We start from the raw sequence: 18,707 nt of genomic DNA on the forward strand, positions 1-18,707 counted from the left end.
GGTGAAGAAAATGTAGCGTGGACTGTGTGAGTCCGCGCCGGGGCGTGAAAGTCGAGGATTAGGTGCTAAGCATTGGTGACAGCCACCGCGCGGACTCGCAGAGTCCACGCTACCAGCTACACCGCGTCGGACAAGCTGGTAAAGGTGAAGTCGCGGATTTTGAGCGGCGGCACCAGGCTGCCGCTCAGGCGCACGGGCTTGCCGAGGGCCTCCACGTTGTTGAGCATGATGACCGGGCTTTCGTTGAAGCGAAAATTTTTCACCGGAAACTTAATCTGCCCGTTCTCAATGTAAAACGTGCCGTCGCGGGTCAGGCCGGTGTACAGCAGCGTCTGCGGGTCGACGGCCCGAATGTAGTAGAGGCGCGTCACGAGAATGCCCTTGGCCGTGCCCTTAATGAGGTCGGCCGTGCTTTGGGTGCCGCCTTCCATTATCCAGCCGCCGGGGGGCGGAATGTCGGGGATGCCCGCTTTCTGGGCCCAGTAGCGCGAGGAGTACAGGTTCTTCACCACGCCTTTCTCCACCCACGTCACCTTTTGCTGCGGGCGGCCGTCGCCGGCAAAGGTCAGGTCGGGCACGTCGGGGTGGGTGGGGTCGGAGTAGATGGTTACCCGCTCGTCGAACACCTTGTCGCCCTTCTTGTTGCCGCCGCCCTTCTTGCTCAGGAAGCTGCGTCCCTCGTCGGCGTTGCGGGCGTCCATGGCGCCCATCATGTTGTTGAGCAAGTCGATGGCCGCGGCCGGCTCCAAAATGACGGTGTACTTGCCCGGTTCCAGCGCCTTGGCGCCCACCGACGACGCCGCTTTGTCGGCCGCCACGCGGGTGAGGCGGGCGGCGTCGAACCGGGCCAGGTCGGAGTAGTTGGCAATGGCGTAGCCCGAGCCGGTGCCGTCGGGCGTGCGCACGGTGATGGAAAAGTCGACGCTGCTCACCTTTTGGTAGGCCTCCAGGCCCTTGCTGTTGCGCTTGGCCACGAAGCCCGACGAGTCGTTGAAAAACGCGGCCGACGACAGCTTACGCTGGTCGCACAGCGCCATGCTGGCCCCAATCTGCTGGGCCCGGTAGTCGGGGGTGATGTCGGCGGTGCGCTGTACGAAGGAGCCGGGCGAGGCCAAGTACTTCTGCGGCCCGAGCAGCGGCACATACTCCGGGCTTTCGGGCGCGAGCCGGGCAATTTCCTCGGCCCGCTGCACGCAGCGCTTCAGGCTGGCCTCGTCGAACTCGTTGCAGGTGGCCAGGCCGGTGCGCTTGCCGAAGCGCGACTGCACGGCCAGCGACACGTTGTCGGAAGCCCCCGCCGTGCTAATGGAGTTGCGCGCCGAGCGCACGTTGCCGCCGCTGCTGCCGTTGAGCGTTGCCTCGCACTCGTCGGCCGTGCTGAAGCTGAGTACTTTTTTCAGGATGTCCTGGGCCTCGGTTTGCGAGAGAAGGGCCATGTCGATATGTTGGTTTATTGATGTGTCAATGTGCTGATTTTTAATTTGCTGTGCGCCGCATGACTTCATATCAGCACATCAGCAAATCACCTCATCAGCACATCAATCAGCCCAGTTTGCGGGCGGTGTTGATGACGTTGACGCCGTTGAAGCGCGTGGTGGCCGAGCCGTGGCTCACGGCCGATACCTGCGACGGTTGGCCTTTGCCATCGAAGAAAGACCCGAACAGGCGGTAGTCGGACTGGTCGCAGATGGCGGCGCAGGAGTTCCAGAACTCTTGGGTGTTGGCCTGGTAGGCCACGTCTTCGAGCATGCCCGTAATCTGGCCCTTCTCGATGGCGTAGAACACCTGCCCGCCGAACTGGAAGTTGTAGCGCTGCTGGTCAATCGAATACGAGCCGCGCCCGGCAATGTAGATGCCTTTGTCGACGCCTTTAATAAGCTCGTCCACGCTGAGCTTGGCCTTGCCCGGCTGCAGGCTCACGTTGGGCATGCGCTGGAACTGCACCGAGTCCCAGGAATCGGCGTAGCAGCAGCCGTCGGACTCGGTTTGCCCCACGATGTGGGCCTGGTCGCGGATTTTCTCATAGTTCACCAGCTTGCCGTCCTTGATGAGGTCCCACTGCTTGGTTTTGACGCCCTCGTCGTCGTAGCCGACGGCGCCCAGGGAGCCGGGCTGCAGCTTGTCGGCCACGATGTTGACCAGCGGCGAGCCGTAGGGCAGGCCCTTGGCCTTCCACTCGAGCGTGGCGAAGCTGGTGCCGGCGTAGTTGGCCTCGTAGCCCAGCACGCGGTCGAGTTCCAGCGGGTGGCCCACCGATTCGTGAATGGTCAGGCCCAGATGATTCGGGTCCAGCACGAGGTCGTATTTGCCGGCCGTGACGGACTTCGCCGTAAGCTTCTCCTTCACCTGCTTGGCGGCCAGGGCGGCATCGGCCAGCATGTCGTAACTGTTGCGGTAGCCAATTAGGCCGGTGCCGGCGGGGCCCGCAATTTTGTCGGCCTCTTTGGGCGTGAGGTACTCGTAGCCCAGGCCCATGGGGGCGCTCAGCGCGTCGCGCGAGCGGAACTTGCCGCTGGCCCGGTCGATGCCCGTGACCGAAAACGTGGGCCAGATGCGGTGAATATCCTGGTCGATGTAGGAGCCGTCGGTGCTGGCGAAGTACTTCTGCTCATTGATTTGAAAGAGCGAGGAGTTCACGAAGCTGGCGCCGTTGTCGAGGGCTTTGGCGTTGGCGGCAAGCAGCAGCTCCACCTTTTGGGCCACCGGCACCTCAAAGGCGTTTTGCTGAATGGGCGTTTTCCAGCTCACCTCGCCGTAGCCTTTTTGCGGAGCCAGCTGCACTTTTTCCTTCTGCACCTTGGCGTTGGCTTTGGCAATGGCCACGGCCAGCTGGGCGGCTTTGGCCAGGCCGGCCTCGGTCACGGTGTTGGTGGCGGCAAAGCCCCAGGTGCCGTTGGCGATAACGCGCACGCCCACGCCGTAGCTCTCGGTGCTCGAGATGTTCTGCACCTGCTTTTCGCGGGTGAAAATGCTTTGGTTGAGGTAGCGGCCAATGCGCACGTCGGCGTAAGTGGCCCCGGCGACTTTGGCGGCGTTCAGCCCGGCGTCGGCGAGGCGGTTTTTCTGGGCGGGGTCGAGGCCGGGCTCCAGCAAGCGGGCGGGGTCGACGGGCGTAACGCCCCGGCTAGGGAAGGCGGGCAAAAACAGGGCGCCAGCCGCTAGGCCGGTCAGTCCCACAAAGTCGCGTCTTTTCAAAGGAGAGTAGGAATTCGGAAATAGCGAAAGCAGATTCGTAAAGATGGGTACAAATCTTAATGGAAAAGACAGCGGCGCGCCTGTTGCGTTGCGCAGTTGCTAAAAAAATATCATTTCTGTGGTGCTGCAACGCAAAGCACGACAGAAAAGCCCCCGTACCTCCCGGCAGCGCGGGGAGGTACGGGGGCTTCAGGATGCTGAAAACCAACTGGTGGCGTGCCGGGGCTACTTGGTGGGACGCCAGCTGATGGTCATGCCTGGCGTGCCATTGCCAAAGTAGGTGGGCGACAGTCCTACGTCGCGCCCGATGGACTTGCGGCCCCAGCGGTTGCGGTGGGAGAGGTAGGCTAAGTGAGCCGAAAGGATGCCGAAGCCCGCGCCAGCCACCACGTCGCTCTGCCAGTGCTTGTCGTTAATCATGCGCAGGGCGGCCACGCTCGTGGCAATGGTGTAAGCCCCCACGCCGTACCACTGGCTTTTGTCCCTGAACTCGGTGTGCACGATGCTGGCCGCCAGGAACGCCTGCGCCGTGTGCCCCGACGGAAACGACAGGTTATCGGACCCGTCCGGCCGGGTTTCTTTGGCCAGGTATTTCACGGCAAACGTGGAGGCCAGCATGATGGCCTCGCCCTTGGCAATGATGAGCAAGGTGTTAATGCGGTCGTTGCGCGATTCCACGCCGGCAATGGCCACGGCCGCCAGCTCGAAGTAGGGCGCAATAATCAGCGTGTTGTCGAACCCCGTGCTCACCGGCCGAAATTGCTTGCGCACAAACGTGCGGGCGTCGTGGTTGATGCCCGCGTCGCCCTGTGCCGTAATGGCCCCGTAGGTTATCATCACCGCCGGAATGGCCACGGCCTTCACCAGCTTGCTCTTGTACCAGGGTGCCTTTACGGGCGATGGCACGCCGCCGGGGTTGGCGTATTTCTTCGTGGTGTCGGTGGCCGCTGGCGGCGCGGTGGGCACTTGCGCGAAGGCTGGGCCGATGCTGGCCGTCAACAGGAAAAATGATGTGAGGAAGGAGAACAGTTGCGAGCGCATGAACAGGAGAGAGCGTAATGGAACGGAGAGTGATACGGGCTTCTACGGGGAACGCAACATTAACGTAACATTGCCGACGGCAAAAATGAGGTTTTTTATAAGTGGCCACTGAAATGCACAAAAAAATGCCCCTGCTTAATTAGCAGGGGCATTTATGATAGTTCTACTAACCCGGCGGCGCTATTCCCAGCCGCCGCCCAGGGCGCGCACCAGCGCCACGCTGGCACCCAATAAGTTGCTCTGCGCCTGGGTGAGTAAGGTGGCCGCGTCCAGGGTTTGGCGGTCGGCATCCACCACTTCAAAGTAGTTGGTGAGGCCGGCGCGGTAGCGCTCCTTGGTGAGGGCGCTGGCCAGGCGGGCCGCGCGCAGGGCCCGGCTGCGGGCGGCCACCTGGGCCTGGTACTGGCGCACATCGGCCTGGCTGGTTTCCACCTCCTGAAATGCGGACAGGGCCGCCTGTCGGTAGTCGGCCACCAGGGCGTCGGCTTCGGAGCGGGCCACTTGCTCGTTGGCGCGGTTGCGGCCGCCGTTGAAAACGGGAATGCTCACGGCGCCGCCCACGTAGTAGGTATAGCTGTCGGATATGCGGGCCAGGTCGCCTAGCTGCGCGCTTTGCGGGCCCAGGAAGCCATTCAGGCGCAGCGTGGGCAGGCGGGCGAGCTTGGCCACGTCGACGCGGGCGCTGGCGGCGGCCAGGCGGCGCTCGGCCTGCTGCAAATCGGGGCGGCGGGCCAGCAGCGTGGCGGGCAGCGAGGCCGGCACGGCCGGGGCCAACAGCGGCCCGCCTTGCGCGGGCAGGGCGAAGCTGCTGGCCGGCACGCCCAGCACCGTGGCCAGCGAAGCCTCTAGTCCGAGGCGCTGGCGGCGGGTTTCCACCACGCTGGCGTCGACGTTGGCCAGCTCAGTCTCGGCGCGGTGCACGGCAATCTCGTTGTCGACCCCGGCCTGAAAGCGAGCGCGGGTCAGCTCCAGGCTACGCTGGCGGTCGGTGCGGGCGGTGTCGAGCACCTGCAATTGCGCATCGAGCCCGCGAATGCCGAAGTAGTACGTGGCCGCGTCGGCCGTGAGCGACAGCAGCACCGTACGGCGGTTGGCTTCCTGCACCTGCGCATCGGCCTCGGCGGCCCGCACGCTGCTCCGGATGCGGCCCCATACGTCTACCTCATAGCTGGCGTTCACGGGGATGTAGTACTGCGTCTGCACCACGCCCAGGTTGGTGGTGCCCAGCGCAAACGGCAGCGGCCGCGTGGCCGACAGCCGCGTGCGGTACACCTGCGGGTCCACCGTCACCAGGGGTGAGCGGTAGGAATTGGCCACGCGCACGTTGGCGCGGGCGCTTTCCACGCGGGCCAGGGCGGCTTGCAGGCTAAAGTTCTGGGCGGTGGCCTGCTGCTCCAGCGCCGTCAGCCCGGCGTCGTTGAAGAGTGACCACCAGGGGCCCGGGTCCGGCACCTGGTTCACGGTGGGGGGCGTGCTGCTGGCCAAGGGCGCGGGCGGCGTGGCAGCCGTGAGGCTGTCGGCCGTGTTTTTCCAGGCCGCCGGCGTGGGCAAGCTGGGCGGCGCGTAGCTGGGCGGCCGCACGCATCCGGCCAGCAGCAGCAAGGTTAAAAAAGGGGAGAGGCGGAGGGTCATTGCGACGGGGCAAGGTCAAAGCTGGCGGTCATGCTGAGCGCAGTCGAAGCATCTCTACCGCAGAAGTAATTCAATCGAATAAGGAAATTGCGCGGGAGAGATGCTTCGACTGCGCTCAGCATGACATCCATTTTCGCAACTACCGCTGGCCCTACTTCACCGGCGACGACACCCGCGGGGCGTCCGGGTCGTTGGGGCGGGGCTTGGGTGGGGGCGGGCCGGCCGGCTTGGCGGGCGGGGTGAAGGCTTTGGTTTGCACGGCTTCGCCTTCGGTGAGGGTTTCGGCGGGATTGAGCACCAGCATTTCGCCGCCCTTGAGGCCCTGCAGCACTTCTACCTGGGAGCCAAAGTCGCGGCCGGTGCCAATGGACTGGTAGTGAATCTTACCATCCTGCACCGTGGCCACGCGGGCATCGGTGCCGCTGGGCACCAGCGCATTGGCCGGAATGATGACGCTGGGCGCCGTGCGCGGCAAGTGAAAGCGCACCTGCGCGTAGCTGCCCGGCCGTAGCTCGCCGCGGCCGTTGGGCACTTGTACTTCGGTGAGCAGGGTGCGGGTGCTGGCGTCGAGGGCTCCGGCATTGCGCACCACCTTGGCCTGAAAGCTCCGGCCCGGGAACTCCGGCACGAGGTAGTCGGCTTCGAGGCCGTTTTTGATGGCCGGCGCAAAGTTCTGCGGCACTTGCACGTAGGCGCGCAGCTTGTCGGTCTGTTCGAGTTTGTAGAGCTGCGAGCCGGGCGCGTTGCTGCTGCTCACCAGCGTGCCCACTTCCACGTTGCGCTGCGTCACGATGCCGCTAAACGGTGCCGTGATGCGCCGAAACGCCTGCTGCGCCAGCAGTTGCTGCACGGCCGCCTGCTGGGCTGCATACTGTGCCCGGGCCGCGTCGAGTTCCTGTTTGGAAATGGCGCCGGGCAGGGCCACGCCGGCCAGGCGGTTGTAGCTGGTGCGGGCCAGGCCCAGGTTGGCGCGGGCCTCGGCCACCTGTTGGTCGAGTTCGGGTGTGGTCACTTCGGCCAGCACCTGCCCGGCCTGCACGCGCTGGCCGATGTCGGCCGACCATGACTTTACGAAGCCATTGGCGCGGGCAAACACGTAGGTTTCACGGTTTGATTTGGTGTCGGCGGGCAGGGTAAGGGTGGTCGTGTCGGGGGCGGCCTTGGCCGGGGCCACGGTCACGGTGGGGGCAGCGTTGGCTACCTGGCTGGCCTCGGCATCGCGGGCTTTTTCCTGCTTGTGGCGCGGCATGTAGCCCAGTAGAAACAGCCCGCCGAAGACCGCCAGCACGATGAATATGAGCAGCCAGAACCGGCCGGAGCCGGAAGAGTTGGAATCAGACATTAGGAAGGGTCAAACAAAATTCTGGTCGTCATGCTGAGCGCAGTCGAAGCATCTCTACCGCGAGAGTAAACAAATCACTACTGCGGTAGAGATGCTTCGACTGCGCTCAGCATGACGTTCGTATTCAAGTTCTTGATAGCAAAATGTCAAGCCGCGGCATTCTGCACGGGCGCTGGCTTTTTGAGGTACGAAAACATAATCGGCACAAAAAACAGCGTGGTCACCGTGGCCAGCATTAGTCCGCCAATCACGGCGCGGCCCAGCGGGGCGTTTTGCTCGCCGCCCTCGCCCATGCCCAACGACATGGGCAGCAGGCCGATAATCATGGCCAGGGCCGTCATCAGCACGGGGCGCAGGCGGGTGAAACCGGCATCGAGAGCCGCGTCGCGGGGCGAGAGGTCGGGCTCTTCTTCGCGTCGCTCGTTGGCGAAGGTGACGAGCAGAATGGAGTTGGCCGTGGCCACGCCGATGCACATGATGGCGCCCATCAGGGCCGGCACGCTCAGGGTGGTTTGCGTCACAAACAACATCCACAAAATGCCCGCCAGCGCGCCCGGCAAGGCCGTGATGATGATGAGCGGGTCCATCCAGCTCTGGAAGTTCACCACCATCAGCAAATACACCAGCACGATGGCGCCGGCCAAGCCCAGGCCCAGCCCGGCAAACGACGTGCGCATGGAATCGGCCTGCCCGCGCAGGGCCAGCGTGGTGCCCTTGGGCAGGGTTTTCTCGGCCTCGGCCAGGATTTTGCGAATGTCCTTGCTCACGCCGCCCAGGTCGCGGCCGCTCACGCTGGCGTAGAGGTCCACGGTGCGCTGAATGTTGTAGTCCGACGCCACGGCCGTAGTTTGGCTGCGGCGAATGGTGGCAAAACTGTTCAGCAGCTGGGCCTCGTTCTGGGTGGCGCTGGTCACGCCTATGTTGCCGATTTCATCGAGCGAAGACAGCGCCCGCGGCGGGGTTTGCACGGCCACGGTGTAGCTCACGCCGGTGGTCGGGTTCAGCCACTGGTTGGGGTTGGTCTGGGTGCTCGAGGAGAGGTTCACCAGCACGTTGTTGGCAATGTCGCGCTGGGCCAGGCCGGCCTGTTGGGCCCGCACGCGGTCGATGTCGACGCGCAGCTGGGGCTGGTCGAAGGCTTGGTACACAAAGGCGTCGACCACGCCCGGCACTTTATTGATTTTGGCCCGCAGCTCGGCGGCAATGCGGCGGTTGGCCAGCTTGTCGCGGCCGGTCACCTGAATGTCGATGGGGGCGGGGAGGCCGAAGTTCAGCGTCTGGTTCACGATGTCGGCCGGCTGGAAGAAGATGGTCAAATCGGGCTGCTCCTTGCGCAGCCGCCGCCGGATTTCGTTGATGTAGTCGGCCGTGGGGCCGTGCTCCTCCTTCATGCTCACCAAAATTTCCCCGTCGCCGGCGCCAATGGTAGGGTTGTCGCTCAGCAGCAGGTTGATGGGAATCACGGGCAGGCCGATGTTGTCGAGCACCAGGTCCAGCTCTTCGGCCGGAATCACGCTGCGTATCACGCCTTCCACCTGCCGGAACCGCTCTTCTGTTTCCTCTACCCGCGTGCCGGTGGGCACCCGCACGTGCAGCCGCAGTTGTCCGGCGTCCACGGTCGGGAAGAAGTTCTGGCCAATCAGCGGAAACAAGCCCAGCGACCCGATAAACAGCACCGCAAACGCCACCACCACCTTGGGCCGGTTGCTCAGGGCCCAGTCCAGGGCCTTGCCGTAGCCGGCGCGGAATTTCTCAAACCGGTGCTCAAAGGCCACGTGCAGCTTCCACACCCAGGTTTGGGTGATGCCGTCGGCCGATTTGCGCTCCTCGTCGGTGATGGGGTCTTCGGCTTCTTCCTCGGGCGTGCCGCTGGGGTGGGCCTTCTCGTATTGCTCACGCCGGATGTGTTCCAAATCGCGCTCTACCTGGCTCACGGGCTGGCCGTTACGCATGTGCTGGCTGGGCAGGTCGGGTTCTTCCTGGGCATGGTAGATGGGCAATTCCTTGCGCAGCAGGTACATCACCAGCGTGGGCACCAGCGTCCGGCTCAGTATATAAGAGGCCAGCATGGCGAAAATCACGGCCGTGGCCAGTGGCGCGAAGATGGCCGAGGCCACCCCGCCTAGGAAAAACACCGGCACAAACACGATGCAGATGGCCAGCGTGGCCACCAGCGCGGGCGTGGCAATCTGCTGCGCCCCGTCCAGAATGCTGCGTTTCAGCAGCTTCTTCATGCCCATGTTGCGGTGGATGTTCTCGATTTCCACCGTGGCGTCGTCCACCAGAATGCCCACGGCCAAACTCAGCCCGCCCAGGGTCATGATGTTGAGCGTCTGGCCTAGGATATTCATCACGATGATGCTGACCAAGATGCTGAGCGGAATGCTCGTCGCAATAATCAGCGTAGACCGCCACGACCCCAGAAACAGCAGTATCATGAGCGCCGTGAGGGCCGCGGCAATGCAGGCCTCGATGATAACGCCCTTGATGCTGGCCCGCACGAAAAATGACTGGTCGAACAGCAGCTTGATGTTCAGGCCGGGGGGCGCGTTGGCCTGAATGGTGGGCAGCGCTTTTTTGATTTTTGAGATGATGTCGAGCGTGCTGGCCGCCCCGCTTTTCAGGATGGGGATGATGGCCGTGCGGCGCCCGTTTTGCCGCACGATGTTGGTTTGCACGGCCGCGCCCTCGTGCACAAAGGCCACGTCGCGGATGTACACCGGCGTGCCGTCGATGGTCTTCACCGGCAGGTCGTTGAGCGTGGCAATGGCCTCAGGGCTGGAGTTCAGCTTCACGTCGTATTCCCGGTCGCCAATCTTGGCCGAGCCCGCCGGAATGATGAGGTTCTGGGCCAGCAGGGCATTCACCACGTCGTTGCCGCTCAGGCTTTTGCCGGCCAGCTTATCGGGGTCGAGGTCCACCATTATTTGCTTGGGCTTGCCGCCATTGGGCAGCAGCACCGAAGCACCCTGCACCACCGCCAGCCCCGGCCGAATGAAAGCATTGGCCGCGTCGAACAAGTCCGACTCGCCCAGGGTCTCGGAGCTGAGCGACACCTGCGAAATGGGCACGTTCGAGGCCGAGTAGCGGATAATCAGCGGCGGCGTGATGCCCGGCGGCAAGGCCCGCAGCAGCGTCTGGCTGATGGCCGTGACCTGGGCCACGCCGGCGTCGGGGTTGGTGCCGGGCTGGAAAAACACCTTAATCAGGCCTACGCCCTTCAGGCTCTGACTTTCCTGGTGCTCCACGTTGTTGACGGTGGTGGTGATGGCGCGCTCCACCGGCACCACGATGCGCTGGTTCATTTCCTCGGGCGAGATGCCCGAGTAGCCCCACACCACGCCCACCACCGGAATCGGGATGTCAGGGAAAATGTCCACCGCCATGCGCTGGATGGTCAGCCCTCCGCCCACCAAAATCAGCAGCGCCATCACCACGAAGGTGTATGGGCGCGCCAGCGCCAGTCTAACTATCCACATACTGCTATTTCTGCTAATGCTTGCGCGTCGTCATGGCCGCAAGGGCATTCAACCGCTTTTCCGGTTCAATGGTTGGGTTTAAGAGTCGAAATTATCCCTTTAATGCACGTTTAACCGGTTTTCATCGACCAAGAGGGGGCATTCCATCGACTGAGGCGGCGCATTCCGAGATGGGTCGGCTCGATAAGGAAAGTCACTTTTTTAAGGGGTTTTTTGGAATCGTTTGTTGGCAGAAATCTGCCCAGAGCAGGAGCGCCGCACTAGCCCGGGTATATGCTGCAGCCGGCTTGTTTCGGCGCCAAGGTGCTACTAAAATGCCACCGGAAGCAGCCTGGCGCTGTATTTGACGTATACGCGCTACCGAACCGGCTCCATGGCACCGCCGCGGGGCTTTTCCAGTTAGCTTTTTTTATGTTGATGCGTACCCTTGGGCTTTGCGGGGCCCTGCTGCTGTCCGTTGCCGCGGCGGCGCAGCCGTCCGTGAACAACGACGGCTTCCAGCGCCGCAACGGGCAGATGGTGGTGGTCCGCAACGGGCAGGCCCGGCCCATGACGCGCGACGCCCACTTGCCCACCGGCGCCACCGTCACCAAAGACGGCTTCGTGGTGAGTGCCACCGGGCAGCGGGCCGAGCTGCGCGAAGGCCAGGGCTGTGACCTGCGCGGCCGGCCGGTGGCCGTGCGCCAAGCGCCCGGCGGCAGGCTGACGTTGGGCGCCCCCGCCGCCCCGGCCCCTGCCGGCCCCACTGGCAATGCCCCCCGCAGCGTGCTCGCTGAACTATTCGGCGAAGGCGACTTCCGCTATTTCAAGCACAAAAAGGCCAAGAAAAAACACGGCAAGGGCAAAGGCCACGGCCGTTGGAAAGGGGAAGACGACTAACCCGGTTTCGCGGCCCCTTTCCCTTTTTTGCCCCTCTTTGTTTCTGCATTTCATGGTTCACCATTTCCTGGCCAGCCCTTTCGCCGACGACGGCCGCGCCCCGCAGTTTGCGGCCGTGCTCGCCGCCCTGCAGGCCGACCCCACCGATTCGCTGCTGCTGGGCAATCTGGTGCTGGAAGACGACGCCGCCCCCATCGACGCCTTGGTGGTGCGGCCCCACAGCATCACGGTGCTGGTGCTGGTGCCCACCGGCGGCCGGCTCGGCATGCCGGCCCTGAGCTACGGGCACTGGCAGCTCGGCGGCGTCCCCCTGACTGGGGCCGTGGGGTTCGACAACCCGTTTGAGCAGTTCGTAGCCCAGAAAGCGGCCGTGGCCGCCTGGCTGGGCGCCCGGTTCGGCGCCGACCAGGTCAACCTGAATTTTATCAGCGGGGTGGTGCTGTTTGGTGGGCCGGTGGCGTATGCGCCCGACGTCGAGCCCGCCCTCAACGAGGCGCCGGCCTTGTTTCAGCTGCTGGGCGAGCCCGCCGACCTGCCGCGCCGCTTGCGCCAGCTGGCCACCCCCGAAATTGAGCTGAGCGCCGCCGACCTGGCCGAGTGGGCCGCCGAGTGGGCCAGATTTGCCGCCACGGCACCGGCGGGGCCGGAACAGGAGGCCACGCCGCATGGCCCGGCACCCGCCGCGTCCCGGCCCGGCGACGCCGTGCCCGCCGGCAATTTCCTGAGTCAGAAGGCGCGTTCCCTGTGGAACTGGCTGGGTGCAGCCGATGTGCCCGACGAGGACCCGGCCTACGGGGCCTACGATGCCGCCGCCGCCCGCCGCGAGGAAAAGCAGCGCCTCGAGGAGCTGCGCCGGCAAATGCAGGCCGACCTCAGCGGCCAGCTGCAAGCCCTGGAAGCCCGCGAGGCTGAGCGCGAACGCAGCATTGCCCAGCTCCGGGCCCAGCTGGCCCAGGCGCCCACCGTGGCCGCCGACGCCACGGCGCTGGTGTCGCGCCTCCACGCCGAAACCCGCGAAAAGGCGTCCCTCGAAGCTGCCATGCAAGCTTCCCGGGCTGAATCGGCTGCGCGCAACCGCGAGCTGGACGCCAAGATTCAGCAGCTGGGCCAGCTGCTGGAGCGGCTGAATACCCCAGTGGCTACTGCTACTGCGGCGCCCCAACCCGCAGGCGCCGCACCACCCGCGGCCCCGGCAACAGAGCCTTCGCAGCCAGCAAGGAAACAAACGGAAAGCCCTTCCTCTCACAAGTGGCAAAAGCTGGCCAAAGGCTACTGGCTGCATCTGTCGCGCGTAGTTCGCCAACGGCCCCGGGTCGCGGCGGTTGTCCTTTTATTATGCGGGGTAGTAGCTTGGACACTAGGCCACCTCGGCGGCTCATCACCCGTGCCCTTTCAGGAAAACGGACGGTGGGGATACGCCGATGCCCAAGGCAAGGCGGTTATTCCGGCCCGTTTCACCACGGCCAGTCCTTTTCAGGCGGGTCGGGCCGTGGTAGCTCGGGACGGGGCCTTTGGCTTTCTCGACGAAGACGGCAAGGAAGTGGTGCCGCTGGCTTACGATGCGCTGAACCCCTATGCCGGCCGCTACGCGCGCGCGCGGGTGGGCGATGCCTACACTTATATCGATGAGGCCGGCGAGGAGTTCGACCACTACTACTTCAACGGGCTGGACTTTGCCGAAGGGTATGCCGCCGTGCTTGACCACCGCGGCTGGTACTACATCACCGGTCCCAAGGCGCCCGAAAAGCCGGTGCTGTTTAAAGAGGCCTATTCATTCACCGACGGGCTGGCCCGCGTGAGACTAGCCGATGGCTACACCTTTATTACGCCCGACTACCTCGACGACCCGCAGGAAGGCACCGGGCCGTTCGGTCGCTACGAACTGGCTTCCGATTTTGCCGATGGGAAGGCCCAGGTCACCCAGCACGGCCGCCGCTTTCTGATTGATAAGCGTGGCGAAGAAATCAACGAATAAAATTATGGGGTGGCCCATTCCACTTGGGCGCGCGTGTTGGGGTGGGCCAGCCATTACCTGAACTTGCTGAAATCCAACAGCCGCGCCGCCCGCGCAGGCTTACTGAATACTCTATTGCCTTAGCGAGAAGCAGGCCCGACAACGGTTTTTAGTAGGGGAGCAACAAAAATATTTTTCCGGAAACGATTGTGTTGTTGCCCTATCTCCCGCAAAACCCTTAGCTTGCGCCCCGCTTAACAGTAAAGTAATATGGAAGTTCTGAATTTGAAGTATCCTGCCATACGCAATTTTGTGGCCGGCAAACCCCTCGAAAATGCCTCTACGTCTGCGATGGACGTATTTAGCCCCCTCACGGGCGAGTTGATTTCCACGGTGCCGCTGAGCGGGGCCGAGGCGCTGAACGCCGCCGTGCAAGCCGCCAAGGCCGCCTTCCCGTCGTGGTCGGCCACGCCGATTAAGGAGCGGGTGCAGATTTTCTACCGCTACAAAACCTTGTTGGAGCGCGACATGAAAGCCTTGGCCGACCTCGTCCGCGAGGAAAACGGCAAAACCTACGACGAGGCCCGTGCCGAAGTCGAAAAAGCCATCGAGCTAACCGAGTTTGCCTGCTCCATGCCGCAGCTTATCCAAGGCGAGTTTCTGGAAGTGAGCAAGGGCGTGGAAGCCCGCGCCGAGCGCAAGCCGCTGGGTGTGGTGGCCAGCATCGCCCCGTTCAACTTCCCCAACATGGTGCCGCACTGGACCATCCCGAACGCCATTGTGCTCGGCAACACCATGATTCTGAAGCCTTCGGAGCAAGTGCCGCTGAGCGCCGTAAAAATTGCCGAGCTGCTAAAAGAAGCCGGCCTGCCCGACGGCGTGCTGAACGTGGTGAACGGCGACAAGGAAATCGTAGAAGCCATCTGCGACCATCCCGACATTCAGGCCGTGAGCTTCGTCGGCTCCACTAAAATTGCCAAGGCCGTGTACATCCGCGCCACCAGCAACCTCAAGCGCTGCGTGGCCCTCGGCGGCGCCAAAAACCACCTGATGGTGCTGCCCGACGCCCACCCCGACATGACTGCCTCGAACGTGGCCGCCAGCATGTCGGGCTGCGCGGGCCAACGCTGCATGGCCGGCTCGACGATGGTGGGAGTGGGCCCGGTCGATGACATCGTGGCCAAAATTGTGGAAGAAGCCCGCAAGATTGTGGCCGGCCAGAACCTCGGCTCCGTCATCAGCAAGGAAGCCAAGGCGCGCATCGAACAGCACATCACCGAAGCCGAAGCGGCCGGCGCCAAAGTCCTGCTCGACGGCCGCAACGCCGTGGTGCCCGGCCACGAAGACGGTTATTACGTAGGCGCCACCGTCATCGATTACGTGACGCCTGATATGCGCATTGCCCAGGAGGAAGTGTTCGGCCCGGTGCTCGCCATCATGCGCACCAATACGCTGGACGAAGCCCTGGCCATCGAAAACGCCAACCCCTACGGCAACGCCGCCGCCGTGTTCACCAGCAGCGGCAGTAGCGCCCGCTACGTGATGGACCACGCCAACGCCGGCATGATTGGCGTGAACATCGGCGTGCCCGTGCCCCGCGAGCCCTTCTCCTTCGGCGGCTGGAACGAGTCGAAATTCGGCGCCTGCGACATCACGGGTAAGAGTTCGATTGAGTTCTGGACGCAGTTGAAAAAGACCACGACCAAGTGGAACCCCGAGTCGCGGGTGAACTGGATGTCGTAGGGCCGGAACTGTCATCCTGAGCGCAGCGAAGGACCTTAAGACAGCTGAACAGTTTAAAGTAAATAATTAAGCGGGCAAGCGACGCGGGCGTGAAAAGGTCCTTCGCTGCGCTCAGGATGACAGACGGATTCAACGTCACTCCCAACCCATGGAAACCACCTTCGCCACCGACAAAGACCAAATCCTGCACGACAACCTCGACCACACCCTCTTCTCGTGGTCGAAGCAAACGGGCCTGAACCCCATCAACGCCGAGCGCGCCGAAGGCGTGTACGTGTACGACCGGGATGGCAAGCGCTACATCGACTTCTCTGCCCAGCTCATGAACGTGAACATCGGCCACGGCGACCAACGCGTGACCGAAGCCGTGGCCGCCCAGATGCGTGAGCTCAGCTACGTGTACCCCGGCATGATTACCAAGGCCCGTGGCGACCTCGGCCGGCGCCTGGCCGAAATCACTGCGCCCAACCTCACCAAGGCGTTTTTCACGCTGGGCGGGGCCGAGGCCATCGAAAACGCCATCAAGCTGGCGCGGGTGTACACCGGCCGCCACAAGATTGTGTCGCTGTACCAGTCGTTTCACGGGGCCAGCTACGGCGCCATGAGCGTGGGCGGCGACCCCCGCAAATTCGCCGTCGATTCGCAGGCCATGCCCGGCACGGTACACGTCGAAAACCCCTACTTCTACCGCTGCCCCTGGCACTCCGAAACGCCCGAGCAGTGCGCCCAGCGCGCCGCCGATGCCATGGAGCGCATCATCGGCTACGAAAACCCCGGCAGCGTGGCCGCCATCATCATGGAGGGCGAGTCGGGCACCTCGGGCTGCATCAAGTACCCGCCCGGCTACTGGACGCGGGTGCGCGAAATCTGCGACAAGTACGGCATCCTGCTCATTGCTGATGAAGTGATGTCGGGTTTCGGCCGCACCGGCAAGTGGTTCGGCTCCGACCACCACAATGTCAAAATCGACATCATGTGCATGGCCAAGGGCATCACCGCCGGCTACCTGCCCCTGGGCGCGGTGATGGTAGACGAAGCCATTGCCAAATCGTTCGACGACAAGCCCCTGCCGCTCGGCCTCACGTACTCGGCCCACCCGGTTTCGTGCGCCGCCGCCGTGGCTGTGCTCGACATCTACGAGACTGACAACCTTCTCGAAAACACCGTGGAAATGGGCAAGTACATGGACGAGCAGGTGGCCCAGCTCATGCGCCACCACCCCAGCATCGGCGACTGGCGCAACACCGGCCTCTTCGGCTGCATCGAGCTGGTGAAGAACCGCGACACCAAGGAGCCCATGGCTCCCTGGAATGCCACGCCCGCCCAAATGGACATCATGAACCAGGTGGCCGCCAAAATCCGCGAGATGGGCATGTACACCTTCGTGCGCTGGAACTATATATTCATCTGTCCCCCACTGAGCATCAATAAGGAGGAAATTGACGAGGGCTTGGCCATCATTTCGGAAGCCATCAGCATTGCGGATAAGTACGTGTACTAACGGCAGTCGATTAGCTAATTATAGCTTTTCATCGGATACCAAGTGATGCGTGGATTATTATTAATTCTTTTGTTAGTGATAACAGCAGTTGATAATAAAGCAGCAGCGCAAATGGCTGAGGGCTGGACAGAAGCTAAGGCTGCCAGAGTAGCTAAAAAGCAGTTGGTTTACTTATGGATTGGCAATGGCTGCTCTGAAGATGCGGCTTCCAAATATGGTTTTAAGTTTCGAAACATCGGCTGTGTTGCGTTTCCAAAGCATATTTGGCATAATAGAGTCACGGTTCTAAGAATTAACCTAGTCTACGGTTGGCGGTGGTTCGAAAAGCACCGGCTTGAAATTGCTTACGGACCAGAATATAAAGGCATGGAATAACTGTTTTACAGTTCGCAATTCCCATTGACATTGAAAAACATGGTGATACTAAAAAACGGCCGCGTCGTCACCGCCGATTCGGACGCCGTCTGCGATATCCTGATTGAAGGCGAAACCATCGTGTCCATCGGCCGCAACTTGTCGACCGAGGGGGCGGAGGTGATTGACTGCACCGGCAAGCTGGTGATGCCTGGCGGCATCGACCCGCACGTGCACCTGGAAATGCCCTTCATGGGCACCTTCAGCTCCGATACCTACGAAACCGGCACCCGCGCCGCCCTACACGGCGGTACCACTACCGTCATCGACTTCATTCTGCAAAAGCAGGGCAATTCGTTGCGCGCCGCCTTTGAGGAGTGGAGCGGCCGGGCCAGCGGCAACGCCGTGGGCGACTACAGCTTCCACATGGCCGTGACGGATTTCAACCCTAGCACCAAGGAGGAAATCAAGGACATGGTGGCCGAGGGCATCACGTCTTTCAAAACATTCATGGCCTACAAGGGCGCGCTCATGATTGACGACGCGCAGATGGTGGGCCTGATGCAGGAAGTGAAAAAGCACGGTGGCCTTGTGACGGCCCACGCCACCAACGGCGACATGATTGACACGCTCATCGCCCAGCATCGGGCGCAGGGCAAGCTCACGCCGCTCTATCACTACCTCTCGCAGCCCGAAGTAACCGAGGCCGAAGCGTCAGGACGATTCGCCGACATCGCCAACTACACCGGCGTGAACGCCTACATCGTGCACCTCACCTGCGAGGGCGCCCTCAACCAAGTACGCCGCGCCACCGAGCGCAACCAGCGCGTGCTGGTCGAAACCTGCATTCAATACCTAGTGCTGGATGCCTCACTGTACGAAGACGAAGCCAATGGCGCGAAGTGGGTGATGTCGCCCCCATTGCGTGAGAAAAAGGACCAGGCTACGCTCTGGGCCGGTATCAACCAAGGCCTCGTGAACGTGGTGGGTACCGACCACTGCCCCTTCATGTGGGAGCAGAAGCTGATGGGCAAGGACGATTTCTCCAAGATTCCGAACGGTCACCCGGCCATCGAGCACCGCATGGAACTGCTGTTTTCGGAAGGGGTGAACACCGGCAAAATCACGCCGCAGAAATTTGTGGAAGTGACCTCGACCAACGCCGCCAAAATATTCGGCATGTTCCCACGCAAAGGCACCATCAGCATTGGCGCCGACGCAGATTTAGTTATTTTCGACCCAAAGAAAAAGCACACCATTTCGGCCAGCACTCACCATATGAACTGCGATTACTCGGCCTACGAAGGCTGGGATCTGACCGGCAAAATTGACACCGTGCTGTTGCGTGGAAAAGTAGCCGTCGACGCTGGTGAAACGAAGGTTTCAAAAGGTTACGGGCAGTTCATCAAGCGCAGCAAAACGAATATCTAGCACGAGTAAAACCGCACGTCATTCCGAGCGAAGCCGAAGAATCTCGCGTGTGGCAGTAATTCAATCGTCGCAACGTCAATGATTAGTGAAAGCACGCGAGATTCCTCGGCTTCGCTCGGAATGACGTTAAAAATCAATAGTCACAACTCACCCCAC

At 62.5% G+C, this 18,707-nt stretch carries 12 protein-coding genes; 6 read left to right on the forward strand and 6 right to left on the reverse strand.

The window, feature by feature from the left end; translation table 11 throughout:
• Positions 1-116: 116 nt before the first annotated feature.
• The 6 genes from MUN81_RS09030 to MUN81_RS09055 form a co-directional block, all read right to left on the reverse strand.
• Positions 117-1,436 (reverse strand): TldD/PmbA family protein, encoded by a 1,320-nt coding sequence (locus MUN81_RS09030; RefSeq protein WP_245116971.1) that lies wholly within the window; start codon positions 1,434-1,436, stop codon positions 117-119.
• A 106-nt stretch (positions 1,437-1,542) separates the two neighbouring features.
• A complete protein-coding gene (locus MUN81_RS09035) occupies positions 1,543-3,195 on the reverse strand; it encodes a TldD/PmbA family protein (protein WP_245116972.1) in 1,653 nt (550 codons plus the stop codon).
• A 225-nt stretch (positions 3,196-3,420) separates the two neighbouring features.
• Positions 3,421-4,236 (reverse strand): phosphatase PAP2 family protein, encoded by an 816-nt coding sequence (locus tag MUN81_RS09040; RefSeq protein ID WP_245116973.1) that lies wholly within the window; start codon positions 4,234-4,236, stop codon positions 3,421-3,423.
• 180 nt (positions 4,237-4,416) lie between these two features.
• Positions 4,417-5,868, reverse strand: coding sequence for an efflux transporter outer membrane subunit (locus tag MUN81_RS09045; protein WP_245116974.1), 1,452 nt, complete (start codon positions 5,866-5,868; stop codon positions 4,417-4,419).
• Between the two features lie 151 nt (positions 5,869-6,019).
• On the reverse strand, positions 6,020-7,210 hold the full coding sequence (locus MUN81_RS09050) for an efflux RND transporter periplasmic adaptor subunit (RefSeq protein WP_245116975.1): 1,191 nt from the start codon (positions 7,208-7,210) through the stop codon (positions 6,020-6,022).
• 146 nt (positions 7,211-7,356) lie between these two features.
• On the reverse strand, positions 7,357-10,689 hold the full coding sequence (locus tag MUN81_RS09055) for an efflux RND transporter permease subunit (RefSeq protein ID WP_245116976.1): 3,333 nt from the start codon (positions 10,687-10,689) through the stop codon (positions 7,357-7,359).
• Between the two features lie 417 nt (positions 10,690-11,106).
• On the opposite strand from MUN81_RS09055, the gene MUN81_RS09060 reads away from it, so the two are divergent.
• The 6 genes from MUN81_RS09060 to hydA all read left to right on the forward strand — a co-directional run bounded on the left by MUN81_RS09060 (position 11,107) and on the right by hydA (position 18,551).
• Positions 11,107-11,568 (forward strand): DUF6799 domain-containing protein, encoded by a 462-nt coding sequence (locus MUN81_RS09060; RefSeq protein ID WP_245116977.1) that lies wholly within the window; start codon positions 11,107-11,109, stop codon positions 11,566-11,568.
• A 52-nt stretch (positions 11,569-11,620) separates the two neighbouring features.
• A complete protein-coding gene (locus MUN81_RS09065) occupies positions 11,621-13,543 on the forward strand; it encodes a WG repeat-containing protein (RefSeq protein ID WP_245116978.1) in 1,923 nt (640 codons plus the stop codon).
• Between the two features lie 291 nt (positions 13,544-13,834).
• A complete protein-coding gene (locus MUN81_RS09070; protein WP_245116979.1) occupies positions 13,835-15,265 on the forward strand; it encodes a CoA-acylating methylmalonate-semialdehyde dehydrogenase in 1,431 nt (476 codons plus the stop codon).
• Between the two features lie 148 nt (positions 15,266-15,413).
• Positions 15,414-16,766 (forward strand): aminotransferase class III-fold pyridoxal phosphate-dependent enzyme, encoded by a 1,353-nt coding sequence (locus MUN81_RS09075; RefSeq protein ID WP_245116980.1) that lies wholly within the window; start codon positions 15,414-15,416, stop codon positions 16,764-16,766.
• 45 nt (positions 16,767-16,811) lie between these two features.
• Entirely contained in the window at positions 16,812-17,141 is a 330-nt protein-coding gene (locus MUN81_RS09080) for a hypothetical protein (protein ID WP_245116981.1), read from the forward strand.
• A 39-nt stretch (positions 17,142-17,180) separates the two neighbouring features.
• Positions 17,181-18,551 (forward strand): dihydropyrimidinase, encoded by a 1,371-nt coding sequence (gene hydA / locus MUN81_RS09085; protein WP_245116982.1) that lies wholly within the window; start codon positions 17,181-17,183, stop codon positions 18,549-18,551.
• Positions 18,552-18,707: the final 156 nt, after the last annotated feature.

The organism is Hymenobacter sp. 5317J-9, from assembly GCF_022921075.1.
GTDB lineage: Bacteria > Bacteroidota > Bacteroidia > Cytophagales > Hymenobacteraceae > Hymenobacter.